The following is a 22,574-nucleotide window of genomic DNA, read 5'->3' on the forward strand; positions in this document are numbered from 1 at the left end:
AACCACCGAAACGGACCGACATGACCCTCTTGCAGGACCGCGTTGCCGTCATCACCGGAGGCGCCCAGGGCCTGGGACTGGCCATGGCCCGGACGTTCACCGAGCAGGGCGCGCGCGTCGTGCTCGGTGACCTGGATGAGAAGCGGCTCGATGCGGCCGTCGCGTCGTTGGGCGGTTCCGCCGCCGCCGTTGCCGCCGTCTGCGACGTACGGCGGGCCGACCAGGTGCAGGTGCTGCTCGACCTGGCAGTCGCGTCGTTCGGCCGGCTCGACGTGATGGTCAACAACGCCGGCGTGACCCGTGACGCGACGATGCGGACCATGACGGAGGAGCAGTTCGACGAGGTGATCGACATCCACCTCAAAGGCTGTTGGAACGGCACCCGGCTCGCCGGCGCGATGATGAGGGAACGGAAGTCCGGGTCGATCGTGAACATGTCTTCCATCTCCGGCAAGGTCGGCATGGTCGGGCAGACGAACTACTCGGCCGCGAAGGCAGGAATCGTGGGCCTGTCGAAGGCCGCGGCCAAGGAGCTGGCGCACCACGGCGTGCGGGTCAATGCCGTCCAGCCGGGGCTGATCCGCACGGCCATGACCGAAGCGATGCCGCAGAAGGCCTGGGACCACAAGATGACCGAGATCCCGATGGGCCGGGCGGGCGAGCCGGAGGAGGTGGCCGGTGTCGCGCTGTTCTTGGCGTCGGACCTGTCCAGCTACATGACGGGCACCGTCCTGGAGGTCACGGGCGGTCGCCTCATGTGAGTGGGCCGTTGTCGGACCGCTCAACGGGGCGTGCGGAACACTGGGCGTCATGTCCGCCGCTCTGCCGCTCGATCCCGGGGTCGCCGCGCTCTTGCGCCGTGACGCCGCCGGACTCGTCGCCGCCGTCGTCCAGCAGCACGACACCGGCGAGGTGCTGATGCTCGCCTGGATGGACGACGAGGCCCTGCACCGCACCCTCACGACCGGGCGGGCCACCTACTGGTCGCGCAGCCGGGGCGAGTACTGGGTGAAGGGCGAGACCTCCGGCAACCGGCAGTGGGTGCGTGGCGTGCGGGTGGACTGCGACGGCGACGCGCTGCTCGTGCTCGTCGACCAGGAGGGCGCCGCCTGCCACACCGGTGAGCGCAGCTGCTTCTACCGCGAGCTGCCGGTCGACCCGCATGGCTGAGGCGGCGCGCCGCGAGCTGGGCGCCGCCGTTCTCGGCGCCGTCGGTGCCGGGGCGCTGGCCCTGATCGCCGGCGGGCAGGGCTGGGCACGGGTCACCGCCGAGCGCGAGGCGCCCCTGCCCCCGGTGAGCGGCGTGCTCAGCGGCGCCGACGCGGCCCCGCTGGTGCCGGCCGCGGGGCTCGTCCTCCTGGCGGCGGCGGTCGCCCTGCTCGCCGTCCGCGGGCCCGGGCGGGCGGTCGTCGGGTTGCTCATGGCGGCCGCGGGCGGGGTGCTGGCCTGGTCGGGGGGCCGCGTGCTGGCCGGCGGGCTCTCCGACGCCTCGGCCCAGCTGCCCGGTATCGGCCGCACGGCGGGGCAGGTGACCGTGCACGTCGCCGCCGCCTGGCCGGTCCTCGCCCTGGTGGCCGGCCTGCTCGGCATCGGCGCCGGGCTGGTGGCCGTCCTGCGGGGGAGCACATGGCCGGCCATGGGACGTCGCTACGAGCGCGCCGGGGCCGCCGCACCCGCCACAGCCCGACGTCCGGAGACCGACGAGGACCGGGCGCAGGCGGCCTGGAAGGCGCTCGACCGCGGCGATGATCCGACCCAGGACCCGAGCCCGTAGCGGAACCCCCGCGGCCCGTTGATCCTGCCCCCCGGACGGGCCCCGGAAGGCCGCATCTAGAGTGGGTCAACCCATCCGACCGGCGAGGGGACGGACGTGCGACAGGCAACGGAGCTCGTGGGCGATCACTCATGACGGTGCTCGACGAGATCGTGGCCGGCGTCCGCGAGGACCTCGCCGTCCGTGAGGCCCAGCATCCGCTGGCCGAGGTGAAGGCCGCGGCGCTCGACGCCCGCCCCGCCCTGAACGCCCTCGCCGCGCTGCGCGCGCCGGGCGTCGGCGTGATCGCCGAGGTGAAGCGCCGCAGCCCCTCGAAGGGCGACCTGGCCGCGATCCCCGACCCGGCAGAGCTGGCCGCGCAGTACGCAGCCGGCGGCGCCCGGGTCATCAGCGTGCTGACCGAGCGGCGCCGGTTCGGCGGCTCGCAGGCCGATCTGGACGCCGTCCGGGCGGTCGTCGACGTGCCGATCCTGTGCAAGGACTTCGTCGTCAGCAGCTACCAGGTGCACGAGGCCCGGGCGCACGGGGCGGACGTCGTCCTGCTCATCGTGGCCGCCCTCGAGCAGAACGCCCTGGTCGGCCTGCTGGAGCGGGTCGAGTCCCTCGGCATGACGGCGCTGGTCGAGGTGCACACCGAGCGCGAGGCCGACCGGGCGATGGACGCCGGGGCCTCGGTCATCGGGGTGAACGCCCGCGACCTCACCACGCTCGACGTCGACCGCTCGACTTTCGAGAAGATCGCGCCCGGCCTGCCCTCCGGCGTGGTCAAGGTGGCCGAGTCCGGGGTCCGTGGGCCGCACGACCTGATCAGCTACGCGGCGGCCGGCGCCGACGCGGTGTTGGTCGGCGAGGGCCTGGTCACCGCGGGCGACGCCCGGCAGGCGGTCGCCGACCTGGTCACCGCCGGCTCGCACCCCGCCACCCCGCGCACGACCCGCTGAGAAAGGACCCTCCTGCCCCCCCACCGCTCGCAGGCTCGCGGCGGGCCCCTGCAGGAGGGCCACCGCCGCGCGAGACAATAGGGACATGACGACGACCACCCCACCGCAGCCCGGAGAACACCTCCTGCCGGCGCGGCCGGGCTGGCCCGACGCCACTGGCCACTTCGGCGTCTTCGGCGGCCGATTCGTGCCGGAGGCCTTGGTCGCCGCGCTCGACGAGCTGACCGAGGCCTACGAGGCCATGCGGGTCGACCCCGCGTTCATCGCCGAGTTCGACCGGCTGCAGCGCGACTACACCGGCCGGCCCAGCCCGATCACCGAGGTCCAGCGTTTCGCCGAGCACGCCGGCGGGGCGCGAGTCCTGCTCAAGCGCGAGGACCTCAACCACACCGGCTCGCACAAGATCAACAATGTGCTCGGGCAGGCGTTGCTCACCAAGCGGATCGGCAAGACCCGCGTCATCGCCGAGACCGGCGCCGGCCAGCACGGGGTCGCGACGGCGACCGCCGCGGCGCTCATGGGGCTGTCCTGCACGGTGTACATGGGCGAGGAGGACACCCGGCGCCAGGCGCTCAACGTCGCCCGGATGCGGCTGCTCGGCGCCGAGGTCATCCCGGTGACCACCGGTTCGCGCACCCTGAAGGACGCCATCAACGAGGCCTTCCGCGACTGGGTCACCAACGTGGAGACGACGAACTACGTGTTCGGGACGGTCGCCGGGCCCCACCCGTTCCCCGCGATGGTGCGCGACTTCCAGCGCGTCATCGGCGACGAGGCCCGCGCCCAGCTGCTCGAGCGGGAGGGCCGGCTGCCCGACGCGGTCCTCGCGTGCGTCGGCGGCGGGTCGAACGCGATCGGCATCTTCACCGCGTTCGTGCCGGACGAGGGCGTGCGGCTGATCGGCCTCGAGGCCGGTGGCGACGGCGTCGACACCGGCCGCCACGCCGCGACGATCACCGGCGGCTCGCCCGGCGTGCTGCACGGCGCCCGCTCCTACCTGCTGCAGGACGAGAACGGCCAGACCATCGAGTCGCACTCGATCAGCGCCGGGCTCGACTACCCGGGTGTCGGGCCGGAGCACTCCTACCTGCACGACGTCGGGCGCGCCGAGTACCGCGCGGTCACCGATGCCGAGGCGATGGAGGCGTTCGCTCTGCTCTGCCGCACCGAGGGGATCATCCCGGCGATCGAGTCGGCGCACGCGCTGGCCGGCGCGCTCGTGCTGGGCAAGGAGCTGGGTCCCGACGCGCTCCTGCTGGTGAACCTGTCCGGCCGCGGCGACAAGGACGTCGAGACCGCCTCGCGCTGGTTCGGCCTCGGCGACCGCGAGGAGGTCGACCCCGGTCCCGGGCTCGACACCGACCAGCAGCCCACCGAGGGAGCCGTCACCCGTGGCGACGCCGTCGCCGGGCCCGACGCCGGGGACGAGGCATGAGCAGTCAGCTCGCCGACCGCATCGCGGCGGCCAAGGCCGAGGGGCGGGCGGCGCTGATCGCCTACCTGCCGGTCGGCTACCCGGACGTCGACGGCTCGATCGCCGCGATGACCGCGGCGGTCGACGGCGGGGCCGACATCGTCGAGATCGGCGTCCCCTACAGCGACCCGGGCATGGACGGGCCGGTGATCCAACAGGCCGTCGACGTCGCCGTCCGGGCCGGGGTCGGCATGCGGGACGTCCTGCGGGCCGTCACGGCGGTGGCCGCCGCCGGCGCCGTGCCGGTGGTGATGAGCTACTGGAACCCGATCGAGCGCTACGGAGTCGAGCGGTTCGCCACCGACCTGGCCGCCGCCGGGGGAGCGGGGGCCATCACCCCCGACCTCATCCCCGACGAGGCCGCGGCCTGGATCGCCGCCGCCGAGGCGGCCGACCTGGACCGTGTCTTCCTCGTGGCGCCGTCCTCGGCCGACGCGCGGCTGGCCTCGACCACCGCCGCCTGTCGCGGTTTCGTGTACGCCGCCTCCACGATGGGGGTCACGGGCACCCGTGCCACGGTCGGCCACGCTGCGGAGGCACTGGTCGCGCGCACGCGAGCGGCCGCACCCGGGCTGGCGGTGTGCGTCGGCCTCGGCGTGTCGGACGGCGAACAGGCGGCCGAGGTCGCATCGTTCGCCGACGGCGTGATCGTCGGGTCCGCCTACGTGCGGGAGTTGCTGGAGCAGCGGGGGACGAAGGGAGTCCGAGCCTTGTCCGAGGACCTGGCCGCGGGAGTACGGGCATGATCCTCGCCACCATCCCCAGCCCGACACAGGGCGTCTGGGACCTGGGGCCGCTGCCGATCCGTGCGTACGCGCTCTGCATCGTCGCCGGCATCATCGCCGCCATCCTGCTGACCGAGAAGCGCTGGGTCGCCCGCGGCGGCGCGGCCGGGGACGTCCTCGACATCGCCGTCTGGGCGGTGCCGTTCGGCATCGTCGGCGGCCGGCTCTACCACGTGGTCTCGAGCCCCCGCGCCTACTTCGGCGCGGGCGGTGACCCGCTCCGGGCCTTCGCCATCTGGGAGGGCGGCCTGGGCATCTGGGGTGCCATCGCCCTCGGCGGCGTCGGCGCCTGGATCGCCTGCCGCCGCCGGGGCATCCCGCTGCCGGCCTTCGCCGACGCCCTGGCGCCGGGGCTATTGGTCGCGCAGGCCATCGGCCGGTTGGGCAACTGGTTCAACAACGAGCTCTACGGCGGTCCGACCGACCTGCCCTGGCGGCTGAAGATCTACGAATGGGACGGCGGCCGGGCCGCGGTCGGCGCCGACGGCCACCCCATCGTGCTGGGTTACTTCCACCCCACGTTCCTCTACGAGCTGCTGTGGAATCTCGCCGCCGCCGCCTTCGTCATCTGGGCCGACCGCCGGTTCCGGCTCGGTCACGGGCGGGCCTTCGCGCTGTACGTGGCCAGCTACTGCCTCGGGCGGCTGTGGGTGGAGCTGCTGCGCACCGACCCGGCCGAGCACTTCTTCGGCGTCCGGCTCAACGTGTTCACCGCGATCATCGTCGGCCTCGGCGCGCTGGCCTATTTCGTGCTCATGCGGGGCCGGTCGCGCGAGGTGATCCACCGGGGCGCGGCACCGGACACCGATCCGGTTGCGGTGGGTGAGGACGATCACCGGCCCGCGGATCCCGCCTGACCCGTTCCCCCGGGCACGGGCCTGCCAGGCACCGCCGTGATCCTGCCGACTCGCCGGACGTGAGTTTTCTCCCGCTGAGAGCGGGGTGACGGCTGTGTACGCTTCGCAGCAGACCCGCCGGCGATCCTGGCCGGGTCCCCACCGTCGGAACCGGGCCAGCGTCGCCCCGCGGACGACAGCCCAGCGGTCATCCCCCGGTGGGCTCGAACCTGCGCCAGGCCAGGACGTACGTTCCCCTGGCAGCCAGGCTCTCCGCAGTGCCGCCCTGTATCGCCGCCTTTCCACCGGCCCGGGCCCTCAGCCCCCGTCCGGCACCTCGCACGGGGTGCGGACGGCTGCCGACGACGGGAGTGACATGTCCGACCTCACCGCCCCCGCCGCTGCGTCTTCCCCTGCTCCCGCGACGGCCGTGCCTTCTTCGGGAGTGCCCTTCTCCGCCGTCCCGGCGAAGACCGGCCTCTACGACCCGGCGAACGACAAGGACGCCTGTGGCGTCGCCTTCGTGGCCGACGCCCGAGGAAGGCGGTCCCGCGCGATCGTGGCCCAGGGCCTCACCGCCCTGCACAACCTCGACCACCGCGGAGCGGCCGGCTCGGAGCCGAACTCCGGCGACGGCGCGGGCATCCTGACCCAGATCCCCGACGCCCTGCTGCGCGCCAGCGTCGACTTCGACCTGCCGCCGATGGGCGAGTACTCCGTGGGCATCGCCTTCCTGCCGACGGACGACGCCGAGCGGGCCGCCCGCATCGAGGACGTCGCCCACCTCGCCGCGGAGGAGGGGCTCACCGTCCTCGGCTGGCGCGACGTCCCGGTCGACCCGGACGGCGCCGACCTCGGACCCACCGCCCGCGCGGTGATGCCGTACTTCGGCCAGCTCTTCGTCGCCGAGACCATGGGGGCGCGGGCGGACGAGACGGCGTTCGGCGGGAACGTCGAGTGCAACGGCGTCACCCGCCTCGAGCGGCGCTCGTTCGTGCTGCGCAAGCGCGCCGAGCGGGCCGCGGTCGAGGCCGGCAGTTCCCTCTACATCGCCTCGCTGTCGTCGCGGACGATCACCTACAAGGGCATGCTGACCACCGACCAGCTGCCGCTGTTCTTCCCCGACCTGCGCGACGAGCGCTACGAGTCGGCGATCGCCCTGGTGCACAGCCGGTTCTCCACCAACACGTTCCCCAGCTGGCCGCTGGCCCACCCGTTCCGCTTCATCGCGCACAACGGCGAGATCAACACGATCAAGGGCAACCGCAACCGCATGCGGGCGCGGGAGGCCAAGCTGGCCACCGAGCTGTTCGACGGCCCGGCGGGCCCGGCGTCCGAGCTCGGCCTGGACCGCATCTTCCCGGTGACGGCCAGCGACTTCAGCGACTCGGCCACCTTCGACGAGGTGCTCGAGCTGTTGCACCTGTCCGGCCGCTCGCTGCCGCACGCCGTCCTGATGATGATCCCGGAGGCGTGGGAGAACCACGACGAGATGGACCCGGCCCGCCGGGCCTTCTACCGGTTCCACGCCTCGATCATGGAGCCGTGGGACGGTCCCGCCGCCGTCTGCTTCACCGACGGCACGCTGATCGGCGCCGTCCTCGACCGCAACGGCCTGCGTCCCGGCCGCTGGTGGCAGACCAAGGACGACCTGGTGATCCTCGCCAGCGAGGTCGGCGTCCTCGACGTCCCGGCCGCCGACATCGTGGCGAAGGGCCGGCTGCAGCCCGGCCGGATGTTCCTGGTCGACACCGCCTCCGGGAGGATCGTCTCCGACGAGGAGGTCAAGGGCGCGCTGGCCGCCGAGCAGCCGTACGACGACTGGCTGCACGCCGGTCTCGTGCATCTGCCGCAGCTGCCCGAGCGCCGGCGGTCGCGGCCCAGCCACGAATCGGTCGTCCGCCGGCAGCAGCTGTTCGGCTACACCGAGGAGGAGCTGCGCGTCCTGGTGACGCCGATGGCGTCGTTCGGGGCCGAGCCGATCGGCTCGATGGGCACCGACACCCCGGTGGCGGCGCTGTCGGACCGCTCCCGGCTGCTCTACGACTACTTCGGGCAGCTCTTCGCGCAGGTGACCAACCCGCCGCTGGACGCCATCCGCGAGGAACTGGTGACGAGCCTGGGACGCACCTTCGGACCGGAGCAGAACCTGCTGCAGGCCACCCCGGCGTCCTGTCGACAGGTGTACCTGCCGTTCCCGGTCATCGACAACGACGAGCTCGCCAAGATCCTGCACATCGACGACGACGGCGACCTGCCCGGCTACGCCGCCGTGCGGATCACCGGCCACTTCGACGTCAACGGCGGTGGGAAGGCGCTCGCCGAGGCGATCGAGCAGCTGCGCACGAAGGTCTCCAAGGCCATCGCCGCCGGCGCCCGCCTCATCGTGCTGTCCGACCGCGACTGCGACGAGCAGCGCGCGCCGATCCCGTCGCTGCTCATGACCGCCGCCGTGCACCACCACCTGGTGCGCGAGAAGACGCGCATGGAGGTCGGCCTGGTCGTCGAGTCCGGCGACTGCCGCGAGGTGCACCACGTCGCCCTGCTGCTCGGCTACGGCGCCGCCGCGGTCAACCCGTACCTGGCCTTCGAGTCGATCGAGGACCTCATCCGCGACGGCGAGCTGACCGGCGTGGAGCCCGGCCAGGCCGTGCGCAACATGGTCAAGGCGCTCGGCAAGGGCGTGCTCAAGGTGATGAGCAAGATGGGCATCAGCACCGTCGGCTCCTACACGATGGCGCAGATCTTCGAGGCCGTCGGGCTCTCGCAGGAGCTGGTCGACGAGTACTTCACCGGCACGTCCGCGCCCCTGGGCGGCGTGGGCATCGACGTCCTCGCCGAGGAGGTGGCCATGCGCCACCGCCGCGCCTACCCGGAGAACCCGACCGAGCGGGCGCACCGCCGGCTGGAGACCGGTGGCGAGTACCAGTGGCGCCGCGAGGGCGAGGTGCACCTGTTCAACCCCGAGACGGTGTTCCTGCTGCAGCACGCCACGCGGTCGCGCCAGTACGACGTGTTCGAGAAGTACACGCAGACGGTCGACACGCTCTCGGAGGAGGCCGCGACCCTGCGCGGGCTCTTCACGATCAAGACCGGTGAGCGGCCTCCGGTGCCCCTCGAGGAGGTCGAGCCGGTCAGCGAGATCGTCAAGCGGTTCTCCACCGGCGCGATGAGCTACGGCTCCATCTCGGCCGAGGCGCACCAGACGCTCGCGATCGCCATGAACCGGCTCGGCGGCAAGTCGAACACCGGCGAGGGGGGCGAGGACCCCGACCGCTTCCTGCCCGACCCGAACGGCGACCTGCGCCGCTCGGCGATCAAGCAGGTCGCCTCGGGCCGGTTCGGCGTCACCAGCGAGTACCTGGTCAACGCCGACGACATCCAGATCAAGATGGCGCAGGGCGCCAAGCCCGGCGAGGGCGGCCAGCTGCCGGGCACCAAGGTGTACCCCTGGGTGGCGCGCACGCGGCACTCGACGCCGGGTGTCGGGCTGATCAGCCCGCCGCCGCACCACGACATCTACTCGATCGAGGACCTCAAGCAGCTCATCCACGACCTCAAGAACGCGAACAACGAGGCGCGGGTGCACGTCAAGCTCGTCTCCGAGGTCGGCGTCGGCACGGTCGCGGCGGGTGTCAGCAAGGCGCATGCGGACGTCGTCCTCATCTCCGGCCACGACGGTGGCACGGGCGCCGCGCCCCTTACCTCGCTGAAGCACGCCGGTTCGCCGTGGGAGCTGGGTCTCGCCGAGACCCAGCAGACCCTGCTGGCCAACGGGCTGCGCGACCGCATCACCGTGCAGGTCGACGGGCAGATGAAGACCGGCCGCGACGTGATCGTCGCCGCGCTGCTGGGGGCCGAGGAATTCGGGTTCGCCACGGCGCCGCTGGTGGTGTCGGGCTGCGTGATGATGCGCGTCTGCCACCTCGACACCTGCCCGGTCGGCGTCGCGACCCAGAACCCGGAGCTGCGCAAGCGGTTCACCGGGCAGCCGGAGTTCGTCGTCACCTTCTTCGAGTTCCTGGCCGAGCAGGTGCGGCAGTACCTGGCCGAGCTGGGCTTCCGGTCGATCGACGAGGCCATCGGCCACGCCGAGCTGCTCGACACCCGCAGGGCGGTCGGGCACTGGAAGGCGCAGGGGCTGGACCTCTCCCCGATGCTGGTCGTGCCGGAGCTGCCCGAGGGGGCGCCGCTGCACCGGATCAAGGGCCAGGACCACGGCCTGGACATCGCGCTGGACCAGACGCTGATCCAGCTCTGCGAGGGCGCGCTCCTCGACGCGCGGCCGGTCAGCCTCGAGCTGCCGGTGCGCAACGTCAACCGCACCGTGGGCACGATGCTGGGCTCCATGGTCACCCGCCGCTTCGGCGGTGAGGGCCTGCCCGACGGCACGATCGACCTCACCTTCGGCGGGTCGGCCGGCCAGTCGTTCGGCGCCTTCCTCCCGCGCGGCATCACGATGCGGCTGTTCGGCGATGCCAACGACTACGTCGGCAAGGGCCTGTCCGGCGGCCGGATCGTCGTCCGCCCGTCGCGGGAGGCGCCGTTCGCCGCCGAGGACAACGTGATCGCGGGCAACGTGATCGGCTACGGCGCCACCGGCGGGGAGATCTTCCTCCGGGGCCGGGTGGGGGAGCGGTTCTGCGTCCGCAACTCCGGTGCGCTCGCGATCGTCGAGGGCGTGGGCGACCACGCGCTGGAGTACATGACCGGCGGGCGCGCGGTGATCCTCGGGCCGACCGGCCGGAACATCGCCGCGGGCATGTCCGGCGGCATCGCCTACGTGCTCGACCTCGCGCGGCACCGGGTGAATCCCGAGATGGTCGACGTGGACCCGCTCGACGGCGAGTCCGCCCAGTGGCTGCGCGACGTGCTGGTCCGGTACGCCGAGGACACCGAGTCGCCGGTGGCGCACGCGCTGCTGGCCGACTGGGGCCGTTGGTCGGAGCAGTTCAGCGTGATCATGCCGCGCGACTACCGCCGGGCGATGGACGCGCAGCGGATGGCCGAGGCGAACGGCACCGATGTCGATGTGGCAGTGATGGAGGCGGCTCGTGGCTGAGACGCGCTACGCAACCGGATGTCTCACGCAACTCGCGCGAAAGGAGGCGGCTCGTGGCTGACTCGACGGGATTCCTGAAGTTCGACCGGGCGCTGCCGCCGCGGCGGCCGGTCGAGGTGCGGATCCGGGACTGGAAGGACGTCTACGTCGCGCGGCAGAACGGTGAGGACCCGCTCTTCCCGACCGCCGAGGTGCGCAAGCAGGCGGCCCGGTGCATGGACTGCGGCATCCCCTTCTGCCACCACGCCTGCCCGGTGGCGAACCTGATCCCGGAGTGGAACGACCTCGCCCGGCGCGACGACTGGCACGACGCCATCGAGCGGCTGCACTCGACCAACAACTTCCCCGAGTTCACCGGGAAGCTGTGCCCCGCTCCGTGCGAGGGCTCCTGCGTGCTGAACCTGCGGGAGTCGCCGGTCACGATCAAGCAGATCGAGTGGGAGATCATCGACCGGGCCTTCGAGGAGGGCTGGGTGCAGCCCCAGACCCCGGCGCAGCGGTCCGGCCGGAAGGTCGCCGTCATCGGCTCCGGGCCGGCGGGACTCGCCGCCGCCCAGCAGCTCACCCGAGCCGGGCACGACGTCACCGTGTACGAGCGCGCCGACCGCGTCGGCGGCCTGCTCCGCTACGGCATCCCGGAGTTCAAGATGGAGAAGGCCGTGCTCGACCGGCGGCTGGACCAGATGCGCGCCGAGGGCACCCGGTTCGTCACCGGCGTCGAGGTCGGTGGGCCGGGGGAGCACGACCTGTCGGCCGAGCAGTTGCGGGCGGACTTCGACGCCGTCGTCCTCGCCGGCGGGGCCACGGTCGGCCGTGACCTGCCCGCCCCGGGGCGCGAGCTGGCCGGCATCCATCTGGCCATGGAGTACCTGCCCTACGGCAACCGGCAGGCGCTCGGCGAGCTCGACGACCCGCCGATCGACGCCGCCGGCAAGCACGTGGTGATCATCGGCGGGGGTGACACCGGCGCCGACTGCCTGGGCACGGCGCACCGCCAGGGCGCTGTGTCGGTGACCCAGCTGGAGATCATGCCGGCCCCGCCGGACCGCCGGGCCCACGACATCAACCCGTGGCCGACCTACCCGATGATCATGCGGGTCTCCAGCGCGCACGAGGAGGGTGGCGAGCGGCTGTACTCGGTCAACACCGAGCGCTTCCTGGGTCATGAGGAGGGCCCCGCCCGCGGCAACGTCCGCGCGCTGCTCCTCCACGAGGTCGAGCGGGTCGACGGCCGGTTCCAGAAGGTGGAGGGCACCGAGCGCGAGCTGCCGGCCGATCTGGTGTTCCTCGCCATGGGCTTCACCGGCGCGCAGCGCGAGGGCTTGATCGACGCCCTGGGCGTCGAGGTCGACGAGCGCGGCAACGTGGCGCGCGACGCCTCGTTCATGTCCACGGTGCCGGGCGTGTTCGTCGCCGGCGACATGGGCCGCGGTCAGTCGCTGATCGTGTGGGCGATCGCGGAGGGGCGGGCCGCAGCCGCGGCGGCGGACTCCTATCTGACCGGCGGCTCCGACCTGCCCCGGCCGGTCACGCCGACGGCGGTCGCACTGCGCTAACGAATTCGGTGCCGGCCACGACGAATTGCGTGGCCGGCGCCGGGTCGCTGCGGTGAGATCGGTGCCACCCCACTAGCGTTGGGTCCATGTCCCGCCGCGCCAAGATCGTCTGCACCCTCGGGCCCGCGACCAGTTCCCTGGAGCAGATCACCGCCCTCGTCGAGTCCGGGATGGACGTGGCCCGGCTGAACTTCAGCCACGGGGCGCACGAGCACCACGCGACCGCCTACCAGCGGGTGCGGCAGGCATCGGACAACACCGGCCACGCCGTCGCCGTCCTGGCCGACCTCCAGGGGCCCAAGATCCGGCTCGGCACCTTCGCCGACGGCCCGGTGGAGTGGCCCACCGGCACGCAGGTCTGCATCACCGTCGCCGACGTCGAGGGCACCGCCGACCGCGTCTCCACCACCTACAAGGACCTCGCCGACGACGTCGTCGTCGGTGACCGGCTGCTCGTGGACGACGGCAAGCTCGCGCTCACCGTGGTGCGGGTCGACGGCCCCGACGTCTTCTGCCTGGTGGTCGAGGGCGGCCCGGTCTCGAACAACAAGGGGCTGTCGCTGCCCGGTGTCGCCGTCAGCGTCCCGCCGCTCTCGGACAAGGACGAGGAGGACCTGCGCTTCGCGCTGCGGCTGGGCGTCGACTTCATCGCGCTGTCGTTCGTCCGGTCCGCCCACGACGTGGAGCTCGTCCGCGACATCATGCGGCAGGAGGACATCTCCGTCCCCGTCATCGCCAAGCTGGAGAAGCCCGAGGCGGTCGAGAACCTCGAGGCGATCGTCGAGGCGTTCGACGCGATCATGGTGGCCCGCGGTGACCTCGGGGTGGAGCTGCCCCTCGAGGAGGTCCCGCTCGTGCAGAAGCGCGCGATCCAGGCCGCCCGCGAGCGCAACAAGCCGGTCATCGTGGCCACCCAGATGCTCGAGTCGATGATCACCAACTCGCGGCCGACGCGCGCCGAGGCCTCCGACGTCGCGAACGCCGTCCTCGACGGCGCCGACGCGGTCATGCTCTCCGGCGAGACCTCGGTGGGCGCCCACCCGATCGGCGCCGTCCGCACCATGGAGCGGATCATCGACACGGTCGAGAGCGACACGACGATCTCCGTGCCGGACGTCGTCCGCCGGTCCCGCTCGCGCTCCGGCGCGATCGTGCGGGCCGCCAAGGACGTCGGCGAGGCGCTGGACGTCAAGGCGCTGGCCACGTTCACCCAGACCGGCGAGACCACCCGGCGGCTGGCCGCCCTGCACCCCCGGCAGCCGCTGCTGGCCTTCACCATCGATGCGCGCGTGCGCAGTCAGTTGGCGCTGTCCTGGGGTGTGGAGACCTTCCTGGTCCCCACGGTCGAGCACACCGACGACATGGTCGCCCAGGTCGACTTCTCGCTGCTGTCGATCGGCCGGCTCAAGGTCGGCGACCGGGTCGTGGTCGTGGCCGGCAGCCCGCCGAACACGGTGGGGTCGACCAACCTGATCCGCGTGCACGAAGTGGGCACCGACTCGTGAGCCGACCGCCGGGCAGCCAGGCCGCGGCGCTGCTGGCGGTGCTGGCGCTCGAGGAGCGCAAGCCCGACGTGTTCGTCGGGCAGACGCCGAGCACCGAGCGGCAGCGCATCTTCGGCGGCCAGGTGGCCGGCCAGGCGCTGATGGCGGCCGGGCTGACGGTCGACGCCGCGCGGCCCGTGCACTCGCTGCACTCCTACTTCCTGCGGCCCGGCGATCCCACCGAGGAGATCCGCTACGCCGTCGACCGGATCCGCGACGGGCGGTCGTTCACGACCCGCCGCGTGGTCGCGTGGCAGGACCGCAAGGGCGAGGAGGTCGCCATCTTCTCGCTGACCGCGGACTTCCACGCGGGGGAGACGCCGGTGGCCGAGCACTCCTTGCCGATGCCCGACGTGCCGGGCCCCGAGAACCTGCTGGGCACGGCGGATCTGGTCGCGGCGCACGGTGACCGGGCGGCGTGGATGAGCGCCATGGGGCAGGTCGTGGAGCAGCGTTTCCTGGCCGACCCGTTCGTCGCACCTCCGAAGACCTATCCCGACACCAAGTCGTGGGGCTGGTTCCGGGTGGCCGGCCGGCTGGGCGAGGACGCGGCCGTGCAGGCGGCGGCGCTCACGTTCGTCAGCGACCTCACGCTCCTGTCGGCCGGGTTCGCCCGGCTCGGCGGCGGCTGGCAGGACTTCATCGGGGCGAGCCTCGACCACTCGGTGTGGTTCCACCGGCCGGTGCGCGCGGACGAGTGGTTCCTCTACGAGACCGACAGCCCGGCCGCCGCCTCGGGCCGTGCGCTGTGCTTCGGCCAGATCTGGAGCGCCGACGGAACGCACGTCGCGACCGTCGCCCAGGAGGGGCTCATCCGGTCCCTGGAGGACTGACGCGCCTGATCAGCACTCGATGACGTTGACCGCCAGACCACCGCGGGACGTCTCCTTGTACTTGACCTTCATGTCCCGGCCGGTCTCGCGCATGGTCTTGATCGCCTTGTCCAGGCTCACCTTGTGGCTGCCGTTGCCCGACAGGGCCAGCCGGGCGGCGTTGATGGCCTTGACGCTCGCGATGGCGTTGCGCTCGATGCACGGGATCTGCACGAGGCCGCCGATGGGGTCGCAGGTCAGGCCCAGGTTGTGCTCGATGCCGACCTCGGCGGCGTTCTCCACCTGCGCCGGGGTGCCGCCCAGCACCTCGCACAGCGCGCCGGCGGCCATCGAGCAGGCCGACCCCACCTCGCCCTGGCAGCCGACCTCCGCGCCGGAGATGGATGCGTTCTCCTTGAACAGGATGCCGATCGCGGCCGCGGTGAGCAGGAACCGGACGACGCCGTCGTCGTCGGCGCCGGGCACGAACCGCGCGTAGTAGTGCAGGACCGCGGGCACGATGCCGGCCGCGCCGTTGGTGGGCGCGGTGACGATGCGCCCGCCGGAGGCGTTCTCCTCGTTGACCGCGAGGGCGAAGAGGTTGACCCAGTCGAGCACCCGCAGGGGGTCGACGGAGTCGGCGTCACCGGTCAGCTCGCGGAACAGCCCGGGGGCGCGGCGCGGCACCTTCAGGCCGCCGGGCAGAACGGGCTCCTGCCGGTGGCAGCCACGCTCGACGCAGTCCTGCATGACCGACCACAGGTGCAGCATCCCGGCGCGGACCTCGGCCTCGGTCCGCCATGCCTGCTCGTTGGCGAGCATGACGTCACTGATCGACATGCCCTCCCGGGCGCAGTGCGCCAGCAGTTCTGCCCCGGTGGTGAAGGGGAACGGGAGGGGGGTGTCGTCCAGCACCACCCGGTCGGCGCCGCTGGCCGCCTCGTCGACGACGAAACCACCGCCCACGGAGTAGTAGGTGCGCTCGGTCAGCGTCGTGCCTTCGGCGTCCAGTGCCCGGAACACCATCCCGTTGGGATGGGCGGGCAGCGACCTGCGACGGTGGAGCACCACGTCGCCGTCGGCGTCGAAGGCGACCGGGTGGCTGCCGCCCAGCCGCAGCCGGCCCTCCGCGCGGATCGCGGCGACGCGGTCGTCGGCGGACTCGGTGTCGACCGTGGCCGGCTCCTCGCCCTCCAGACCCAGCACGACCGCCTTCGCCGAGCCGTGGCCGTGCCCCGTCGCACCCAGGGAGCCGAACAGTTCCGCCTGGACCCGGGCGGTTCCGGGCAGCCGGCCCTCGCGTGCCAGGCCGTCGACGAACATCTTGGCCGCGCGCATCGGCCCCACCGTGTGCGAGGAGGAGGGGCCGATGCCGACGGAGTACAGATCGAACGCCGACAGCGCCATCAGGGCACCTCGGGTCCGGCGAACTCGAGGGTGGCGTCGAGCAGCCAGCGGGCGGTGTAGTCGGCGAACGAGGACCGGGGGAGGACCCGGTAGCTCGTCTCCCCGGTCTGCCAGAGCAGGACGGGCACCGGCCCGAGAGTCGTGGTGACGGCGGTGCCGGGCCCGAACGCCCGCGGGTGCAGGTCGGCGGGACAGCTCTTGTCGAGCGTCTCGCGGGCGGCCGGCCCGGACAGTTCCAGGGTGGTCCGGTTGGCCGACACGTCGATCACCGACCCCGGGTCGCCGTCCAGGGCGTCCCGCAGTGCGGTCACCAGCGCGTCGCCGTCGTCCCCGGCGCCGGGCTCGCAGACCACCAGCCACTCGTCCGGCCCCAGCCACAGCGCGCTGCACCATCCGGACGACGACACCCCGCCGCACGCCTGTGGGAGGGCTGCCCCCAACCGCTCGCCGACCTGGTCGAAGGCCCGCGACCCCGGTGCGACCCGGATCGCGACCATGGTGAGGAACGGCAGTTCCCGGAGGGCGACGCTACGGTCACCGCCGACGCTCTCGGCGTCGAACCGGTCGTGCAGGTGCTGCAGCGGGCTCCGCCGCAGGCTGGTCAGGTCAGCCATCACGCTTGGTCCCTTCGGGGTCGTAGACGACGGGGTCGGCAACGGTGACGGGGACGAGTTCGTCGCCCACCGGCGCGAGCAGGCTCTGGCCGATCCGGTTGCGCCCGTCGGCGATCAACGCCAGCGCGAACGGCTGCTGGAGCGCCTCGCTGGAGTAGCTGGACGTCACGTGACCGAGCATCGGGACCGGTCCTTCGGACGGGGTGACCGGCACGTCGCGGTCGACGACCTGGGTGCCCTCGGGGAGCCGGGTCGTCCCGTCCTCCGAGAAGAGGGCCACCATGTGCTTGCGGCCGGGCCGGGCGGTGTCGGCCCGGTCGAAGGAACGCCGGCCGACGAAGTCCTTCTTCGTGGACACCACCCACGCCATGCCGAGGTCCTGCGGGGTGACCGTGCCGTCGGTGTCCTGCCCCACGATCGGGTAGGCCTTCTCGGCGCGCAGCACGTGCATCGTCTCGGTGCCGTAGGGGGTGATGTCCAGGTCGGCCCCGGCGGCGTGCACCTGCTCCCACAGCGCCAGCCCGTACCAGCCGGACACGTTGATCTCGTAGGCGAGCTCCCCCGAGAAGGAGATCCGGCAGACGCGGGCCGGGATCCCCGAGGCGAGTGTGGTCTCCCGGAAGGTGATGAAGGGGAACGCCTCGTTGGAGACGTCCAGCTCCGGGGCGAGCCGGGCGACGACCTCGCGGGACCGCGGGCCCACCACGGCCACCGTCGTCCACTGCTCGGTGACCGAGGTGCAGACGACGTCGAGCTCGGGCCACTCGGTCTGCAGCCACTCCTCCAGCCAGTCCAGGACGCCGGCCGCCCCACCGGTGGTCGTGGTCATGAAGTAGCGGTCCTCCGCCAGGCGGAGGGTGACGCCGTCGTCGAACACCATGCCGTCCGGCCGGCACATCACCCCGTACCGCACCGAGCCCACGGGGAGCTTCTTGAAGGCGTTGGTGTACATCCGGTTGAGGAACTCACCGGCATCGGCGCCCTGCACCTCGATCTTGCCGAGGGTCGAGGCGTCCATCATCGCCACGCCGTTGCGGGCCGCCCGGCACTCCCGGGCCACGGCCGCCTCCATGTCCTCGCCCGGCTGCGCGTAGTACCAGGGCCGCAGCCACTGGCCGACGAACTCGAACGCTGCCCCGTGGGCCACGTGCCACGGATGGGCGGGGGTCGTCCGTTCCGGGTCGAAGAGGTCGCCGCGCTGGCGGCCGGCGAGCGCGGCGAAGGGCACCGGGGTGTACGGCGCCCGGGCGGTCGTCGTCCCGATCTCGCCGACCGAGGCGTCCCCGAGGGCGGCGGCGATGACGCCGATGGCGTTGACCGCCGACGTCTTGCCCTGGTCGTGGGCCGTGCTGATCGACGTGTAGCGCTTCACGTGCTCGACGCTGCGCATGCCGGCGTCGGTGGCCCGCCAGACGTCGGCGACGGTCTGGTCCCGCTGCAGGTCGACGAAGTGCTCGGTCCACTCCGCGGGCCCGCCGGTCCGGCCCGGGACGACCCACAGCTGCCGGGTCGGCGCCGCCGTCGACGAGCCGACGCCCACGGGGGCGACCGCCTCGACCGGGAAACCGGCGGCCGTGGCCGCGGCGGCGCCGGCCTCGGTGCCCTCGCTCAGGCAGTCGGCGAGCGTGACGCTGCCTCGTGCCGAGCCGACCACCTGCTGGTCGCGCACCCGGCCCTCCGGGACGAAGGCAGCCAGGGCGTCGTCCCAGCGGAGCCGGCCCTGCCGCTGGCTGTGCAGGTGCACGACCGGACTCCACCCGCCGGAAACGGCCAGCAGGTCGGCGTCGATGCGCTCGGCGTCGCCGGTGAGGAGTCCGTCCTCGTCCAGGGCGCTGACCAGGACGTCGGTCAGCCGCTGCTCGCCGAGCGTCTCGACCACGGCGCTGCCGGGCAGCACGCGGACGCCGGACAGCAGTTCCGCCCGCGCCGAGAGCTGAGGCCGTGCGTCGACGACGGCCGCCACGTCGATCCCGGCGGCGAGCAGATCGGCGGCGGTGTCGTACGCGCTGTCGTTGGTCGTGGCGACCACGACGCGGCTGCCGGTCGCCACCCCGTACCGGTTGAGGTAGCTGCGCACCGCCGAGGCCAGCACGACGCCGGGACGGTCGTTGCCGGCGAACACCAGCGGGCGCTCGTGGGCGCCCGTGGCGAGCACGACCTGGCGCGCCCGGATGTGCCACACGCGCTGGCGGGACACCCCCTTCGGGGCGGGTCCGGGCAGGTGGTCGGTGCGGTTCTGCACGGCGACGACGTAGTTGTCGTCGTAGCTGCCGAAGGCGGTGGTCCGCGACAGGACGACGACCTCCGGCGCGGCCGCCAGGTCGGCAGCGACGCCCGCGACCCAGTCCGGCGCGGCCACGCCGTCGACGGTCTCGCCACGCCCCGACAGCAGGGAGCCGCCGAGTTCCGTCTGCTCGTCGACGAGCACCACGCGGGCGCCCGAGCGGGCGGCGACCGAGGCCGCGGCGAGACCGGCCGGCCCGCCGCCGATCACCAGCACGTCGGTGTGCACGTACTTCTTGTCGTACATGGCGTCGTCCGGCGTGGGGTCGAGCCGGCCGAGTCCCGACAGCGTCTCGGCGCGAAGCCCGTCGACCAGGGACACCGTGGTGGCGGTCAGCATCGACTCGGACACGTCGCCGCCCACCTGCAGCAGGGCGTTGGGCTCCTCCACGCCGGCGGCGACGATGCCGCGGGGACGGCCGCGGTAGATCGACGGCGCGACCTCGATCCGGCCGTTGGCCAGCAGCGCGGAGGCGACGGTGTCACCCGGGTGGCCGGTCAGTTCGACGCCGTCGACGGTGAAGCGCAACACGGTGTCGCGGTCGATCGGGCCGCCGGTCGGCAGCCGTGAGCTCTGGGTCATCGCGAGGTCTCCGGGGGGGAGCCCGCCGGAGCGGCGGGTCGGGGCTCGGTGGGCTTGTAGGTGGCCAGCACCTCGTAGGTGACGGTGTCGCGGACGGCGTTGAACCACCGGCGGCAGCCGGTGCTGTGCACCCAGCGCTCCGCGAAGGAACCCTTTGGGTTGTCGCGGAAGAAGAGGTACTCCGCCCACTCCGGGTCGCTCAGGTCGGCGGGCGTGGCGGGGTAGGCGACGTGGGCCTGGCCGCCGTAGTGGTACTCCGTCTCGTCCCTGGGTCCGCACCAGGGACAGGTCAGCAGCAGCACGCTGGGCTCCTCTCGGGCTTCCGGGTCAGTGGGCCACGGCGGCGGCGCCGTGCTCGTCGATCAGCGCGCCGCTGGTGAACCGGTCCAGCCCGAAGGGCGCGTTCAGCGCATGCGGCTGCCCGGTCGCCATGGTGTGGGCCATGGTCCAGCCGGCCGACGGGGTCGCCTTGAAGCCGCCGGTGCCCCAGCCGCAGTTGACGTAGAGGTTCTCCACGGGGGTCGGGCCGATGATCGGCGACGCGTCGGGGGAGACGTCGACGATGCCGCCCCAGGTCCGCAGCACGTGCGCGCGGGCGAAGATCGGGAACAGCTCGACCGCGGCGGCCATCTGGTGCTCGATGACGTGGAAGGAGCCGCGCTGGCCGTAGCCGTTGTAGGAGTCGACCCCCGCGCCCATGACGAGCTCGCCCTTGTGCGCCTGCGAGACGTAGACGTGCACGTGGTTGGACATCACGACGGTCGGGTGCACCGGCTCGTAGAGCTCGGAGACCAGGGCCTGGAGCGGGTGCGACTGCACGGGCAGCCGGAAGCCGGCCCGCTCGGCCAGCACGCTGCTGTGCCCGGCCGCGTTCAGGCCGACGACGCCGGCCGAGATCGGCCCGCGGGTGGTCTCCACCCCGACCACGCGGTCGCCGTCCTTCAGGAAGCCGGTGACCTCGCAGTTCTGGATGAAGTCGACGCCCAGGGCGTCGGCGGCCCGCGCGAACGCCCAGGCGACGTGGTCGTGCTTGGCGATCCCGGCTCGGGGCTGGAACGTCGCGCCGAGCACCGGGTAACGGATGTCTGCGGAGACGTTGAGGATCGGGCAGATCTTTGCGACCTCGTCGGTGGTCAGCCATTCGGCGTCCACCCCGTTGAGCCGGTTGGCGTTGACCCGCCGGGTCGCCTCGCGGACGTCCTGGAGCGTGTGCGCCAGGTTGAGCACCCCCCGCTGGCTGAACAGGAAGTCGTAGTCGAGCTCGGCCGGCAGCTGCTCCCACAGCTGCAGGGCGAACTCGTAGATCGCCGCGCTCTCGTCCCACAGGTAGTTGGAGCGGATGATCGTGGTGTTGCGGGCCATGTTGCCGCCGGCCAGCCACCCCTTCTCGAGGACGGCGACGTTGGTGAGACCGTGGTTCTTCGCCAGGTAGTACGCGGTGGCGATGCCGTGCCCCCCGCCGCCGACCACGATCGCGTCGTAGGACGGCTTGGGGTCGGGATTGCGCCAGAGCCAGTTCGGGTGCTCGGGCAGGTGCCGCGGGTCGGTGTGCACGGTCATCGGGCGGCTCCGTCCAGGTGCGCGTACAGGGGGAACTTGGCGGCGAGGGTCTCGACCCGCCCGCGCAGCTCGTCGGCGAGCTCGCCGGTGAGCTCCCGGGTCAGCGCGGCGGCGATGATGTCGGCGACCTCGCGGAACTCGCCCGCGCCGAAGCCTCGGGTGGCCAGGGCCGGGGTGCCGATGCGCAGCCCGGAGGACACCATCGGTGGCCGGGGGTCGAAGGGCACCGCGTTGCGGTTCACGGTGATGCCGACCTGGTGCAGCCGGTCCTCGGCCTGCTGGCCGTCGAGCTCGGAGTCGCGCAGGTCGACGAGGACGAGGTGCACGTCGGTGCCGCCGGTGAGCACCGAGATCCCCGCGTCGCGGACGTCGTCGGCCAGAAGGCGTTCGGCGAGGGCTTGTGCGCCGGCCAGGGTCCGGTGCTGACGGTCGCGGAACTCGTCGCTCGCGGCGACCTTGAAGGCGACGGCCTTCGCGGCGATGACGTGCTCGAGGGGTCCGCCCTGCTGGCCGGGGAAGACCGCGCTGTTGATCTTCTTCGCGAGTTCGGCGGTGCTGAGGATGACCCCGCCCCGCGGGCCGCCGAGGGTCTTGTGGGTGGTCGTCGTGACGACGTGGGCGTGGGGGACCGGGCTCGGGTGAAGGCCCGCGGCGACCAGACCGGCGAAGTGCGCCATGTCGACCATGAGGTAGGCGCCGACGAGATCGGCGATGCGGCGGAACTCGGCGAAGTCGAGCTGCCGCGGATATGCCGACCAGCCGGCCACGATCATCCGGGGACGGTGTTCCCGGGCCAGTCGTTCGACCTCCTCCATGTCGACCCGGAGGTCGGACTTGCGCACGTGGTAGGGGACGACGTCGTAGAGCTTGCCGGAGAAGTTGATCCGCATGCCGTGCGTCAGGTGCCCACCGTGGGCGAGGTCGAGACCGAGGATCGTGTCGCCGGGGTCCAGCAGGGCGAACATGGCGGCCGCGTTGGCCTGGGCCCCCGAGTGCGGCTGCACGTTGGCCGCCTCTGCGCCGAACAGGGCCTTCACCCGGTCGATCGCGAGCTGCTCGATGACGTCGACGTGCTCGCAGCCGCCGTAGTAGCGCCGTCCCGGGTAGCCCTCCGCGTACTTGTTCGTGAGCACGGAGCCCTGGGCCTCCATGACGGCGGCCGGCGCGAAGTTCTCCGACGCGATCATCTCCAGGGTGGACTGCTGGCGACGCAGTTCAGCGGTCACCGCGGCATGCACGTCGGGGTCGAGCACGCTGAGCTCGAGGTCGAGGATGTCGGCCACGGCCGTCCCTTCTCTGGCGGTCGAGAGTCGCAACGCTGTTGCGTGTCCAGCAACGTAGGG

At 72.5% G+C, this 22,574-nt stretch carries 17 protein-coding genes; 11 read left to right on the top strand and 6 right to left on the bottom strand.

What is annotated here, in order from left to right; all coding sequences use genetic code 11:
* Positions 1-20 precede the first annotated feature (20 nt).
* The 11 genes from fabG to AC2H4J_RS17250 all read left to right on the top strand — a co-directional run bounded on the left by fabG (position 21) and on the right by AC2H4J_RS17250 (position 14,805).
* A complete protein-coding gene (fabG, locus tag AC2H4J_RS17200; protein ID WP_487466104.1) occupies positions 21-761 on the top strand; it encodes a 3-oxoacyl-ACP reductase FabG in 741 nt (246 codons plus the stop codon).
* Between the two features lie 49 nt (positions 762-810).
* A complete protein-coding gene (hisI, locus tag AC2H4J_RS17205; RefSeq protein ID WP_487466105.1) occupies positions 811-1,170 on the top strand; it encodes a phosphoribosyl-AMP cyclohydrolase in 360 nt (119 codons plus the stop codon).
* Positions 1,163-1,774: a Trp biosynthesis-associated membrane protein gene (locus AC2H4J_RS17210; RefSeq protein WP_487466106.1), complete on the top strand. Its 612-nt coding sequence runs from the start codon at positions 1,163-1,165 to the stop codon at positions 1,772-1,774. Before hisI ends, AC2H4J_RS17210 begins: the two co-directional genes overlap by 8 nt.
* A 131-nt stretch (positions 1,775-1,905) precedes the next feature.
* A complete protein-coding gene (gene trpC / locus AC2H4J_RS17215) occupies positions 1,906-2,715 on the top strand; it encodes an indole-3-glycerol phosphate synthase TrpC (protein ID WP_487466107.1) in 810 nt (269 codons plus the stop codon).
* 85 nt (positions 2,716-2,800) lie between these two features.
* Positions 2,801-4,150 carry a tryptophan synthase subunit beta gene (gene trpB, locus AC2H4J_RS17220; protein ID WP_487466108.1) on the top strand — a complete coding sequence of 450 codons (1,350 nt, stop codon included), beginning with the start codon at positions 2,801-2,803 and terminating at the stop codon, positions 4,148-4,150.
* A complete protein-coding gene (gene trpA, locus AC2H4J_RS17225; protein WP_487466109.1) occupies positions 4,147-4,935 on the top strand; it encodes a tryptophan synthase subunit alpha in 789 nt (262 codons plus the stop codon). Before trpB ends, trpA begins: the two co-directional genes overlap by 4 nt.
* Complete coding sequence (gene lgt / locus AC2H4J_RS17230; RefSeq protein WP_487466110.1) at positions 4,932-5,831, top strand: prolipoprotein diacylglyceryl transferase; 900 nt, start codon at positions 4,932-4,934, stop codon at positions 5,829-5,831. The genes trpA and lgt overlap by 4 nt, the downstream gene beginning before the upstream one ends.
* Before the next feature lie 409 nt (positions 5,832-6,240).
* Positions 6,241-10,872 (top strand): glutamate synthase large subunit, encoded by a 4,632-nt coding sequence (gene gltB, locus AC2H4J_RS17235; protein ID WP_487466111.1) that lies wholly within the window; start codon positions 6,241-6,243, stop codon positions 10,870-10,872.
* Positions 10,873-10,925: 53 nt separating this feature from the next.
* On the top strand, positions 10,926-12,428 hold the full coding sequence (locus AC2H4J_RS17240; RefSeq protein WP_487466112.1) for a glutamate synthase subunit beta: 1,503 nt from the start codon (positions 10,926-10,928) through the stop codon (positions 12,426-12,428).
* An 86-nt stretch (positions 12,429-12,514) separates the two neighbouring features.
* On the top strand, positions 12,515-13,933 hold the full coding sequence (gene pyk, locus AC2H4J_RS17245; RefSeq protein WP_487466113.1) for a pyruvate kinase: 1,419 nt from the start codon (positions 12,515-12,517) through the stop codon (positions 13,931-13,933).
* Positions 13,930-14,805: an acyl-CoA thioesterase gene (locus AC2H4J_RS17250; RefSeq protein WP_487466114.1), complete on the top strand. Its 876-nt coding sequence runs from the start codon at positions 13,930-13,932 to the stop codon at positions 14,803-14,805. The genes pyk and AC2H4J_RS17250 overlap by 4 nt, the downstream gene beginning before the upstream one ends.
* Before the next feature lie 9 nt (positions 14,806-14,814).
* On the opposite strand, the gene AC2H4J_RS17255 is transcribed toward AC2H4J_RS17250, so the two are convergent.
* Genes AC2H4J_RS17255 through glyA form a run of 6 tightly spaced genes read right to left on the bottom strand, consistent with a single transcriptional unit; the run spans position 14,815 to position 22,514 of the window.
* The gene (locus AC2H4J_RS17255; RefSeq protein WP_487466115.1) at positions 14,815-16,191 is read right to left on the bottom strand and encodes an L-serine ammonia-lyase; all 1,377 of its coding nucleotides are present in this window, start codon (positions 16,189-16,191) and stop codon (positions 14,815-14,817) included.
* Positions 16,191-16,805, bottom strand: a complete 615-nt coding sequence (locus AC2H4J_RS17260) for a sarcosine oxidase subunit gamma (RefSeq protein WP_487466116.1) — start codon at positions 16,803-16,805, stop codon at positions 16,191-16,193. Before AC2H4J_RS17260 ends, AC2H4J_RS17255 begins: the two co-directional genes overlap by 1 nt.
* The gene (locus AC2H4J_RS17265; protein WP_487466117.1) at positions 16,798-19,671 is read right to left on the bottom strand and encodes a sarcosine oxidase subunit alpha family protein; all 2,874 of its coding nucleotides are present in this window, start codon (positions 19,669-19,671) and stop codon (positions 16,798-16,800) included. Before AC2H4J_RS17265 ends, AC2H4J_RS17260 begins: the two co-directional genes overlap by 8 nt.
* A complete protein-coding gene (locus AC2H4J_RS17270; protein WP_487466118.1) occupies positions 19,668-19,973 on the bottom strand; it encodes a sarcosine oxidase subunit delta in 306 nt (101 codons plus the stop codon). Before AC2H4J_RS17270 ends, AC2H4J_RS17265 begins: the two co-directional genes overlap by 4 nt.
* A gap of 25 nt (positions 19,974-19,998) precedes the next feature.
* Entirely contained in the window at positions 19,999-21,231 is a 1,233-nt protein-coding gene (locus AC2H4J_RS17275) for a sarcosine oxidase subunit beta family protein (protein ID WP_487466119.1), read from the bottom strand.
* Positions 21,228-22,514 carry a serine hydroxymethyltransferase gene (gene glyA / locus AC2H4J_RS17280; protein WP_487466120.1) on the bottom strand — a complete coding sequence of 429 codons (1,287 nt, stop codon included), beginning with the start codon at positions 22,512-22,514 and terminating at the stop codon, positions 21,228-21,230. The genes AC2H4J_RS17275 and glyA overlap by 4 nt, the downstream gene beginning before the upstream one ends.
* Positions 22,515-22,574 lie beyond the last annotated feature (60 nt).

This window comes from Blastococcus sp. OS1-29, assembly GCF_057628075.1.

Bases quoted from the DNA above. Each gene is read 5' to 3' on its own strand.
- fabG (WP_487466104.1), top strand. From the start codon at position 21: ATGACCCTCTTGCAGGACCGCGTTGCCGTCATCACCGGAGGCGCCCAG.
- hisI (WP_487466105.1), top strand. From the start codon at position 811: ATGTCCGCCGCTCTGCCGCTCGATCCCGGGGTCGCCGCGCTCTTGCGC.
- AC2H4J_RS17210 (WP_487466106.1), top strand. From the start codon at position 1,163: ATGGCTGAGGCGGCGCGCCGCGAGCTGGGCGCCGCCGTTCTCGGCGCC.
- trpC (WP_487466107.1), top strand. From the start codon at position 1,906: ATGACGGTGCTCGACGAGATCGTGGCCGGCGTCCGCGAGGACCTCGCC.
- trpB (WP_487466108.1), top strand. From the start codon at position 2,801: ATGACGACGACCACCCCACCGCAGCCCGGAGAACACCTCCTGCCGGCG.
- trpA (WP_487466109.1), top strand. From the start codon at position 4,147: ATGAGCAGTCAGCTCGCCGACCGCATCGCGGCGGCCAAGGCCGAGGGG.
- lgt (WP_487466110.1), top strand. From the start codon at position 4,932: ATGATCCTCGCCACCATCCCCAGCCCGACACAGGGCGTCTGGGACCTG.
- pyk (WP_487466113.1), top strand. From the start codon at position 12,515: ATGTCCCGCCGCGCCAAGATCGTCTGCACCCTCGGGCCCGCGACCAGT.
- AC2H4J_RS17255 (WP_487466115.1), bottom strand. From the start codon at position 16,191: ATGGCGCTGTCGGCGTTCGATCTGTACTCCGTCGGCATCGGCCCCTCC.
- AC2H4J_RS17260 (WP_487466116.1), bottom strand. From the start codon at position 16,805: ATGGCTGACCTGACCAGCCTGCGGCGGAGCCCGCTGCAGCACCTGCAC.
- AC2H4J_RS17265 (WP_487466117.1), bottom strand. From the start codon at position 19,671: ATGACCCAGAGCTCACGGCTGCCGACCGGCGGCCCGATCGACCGCGAC.
- AC2H4J_RS17275 (WP_487466119.1), bottom strand. From the start codon at position 21,231: ATGACCGTGCACACCGACCCGCGGCACCTGCCCGAGCACCCGAACTGG.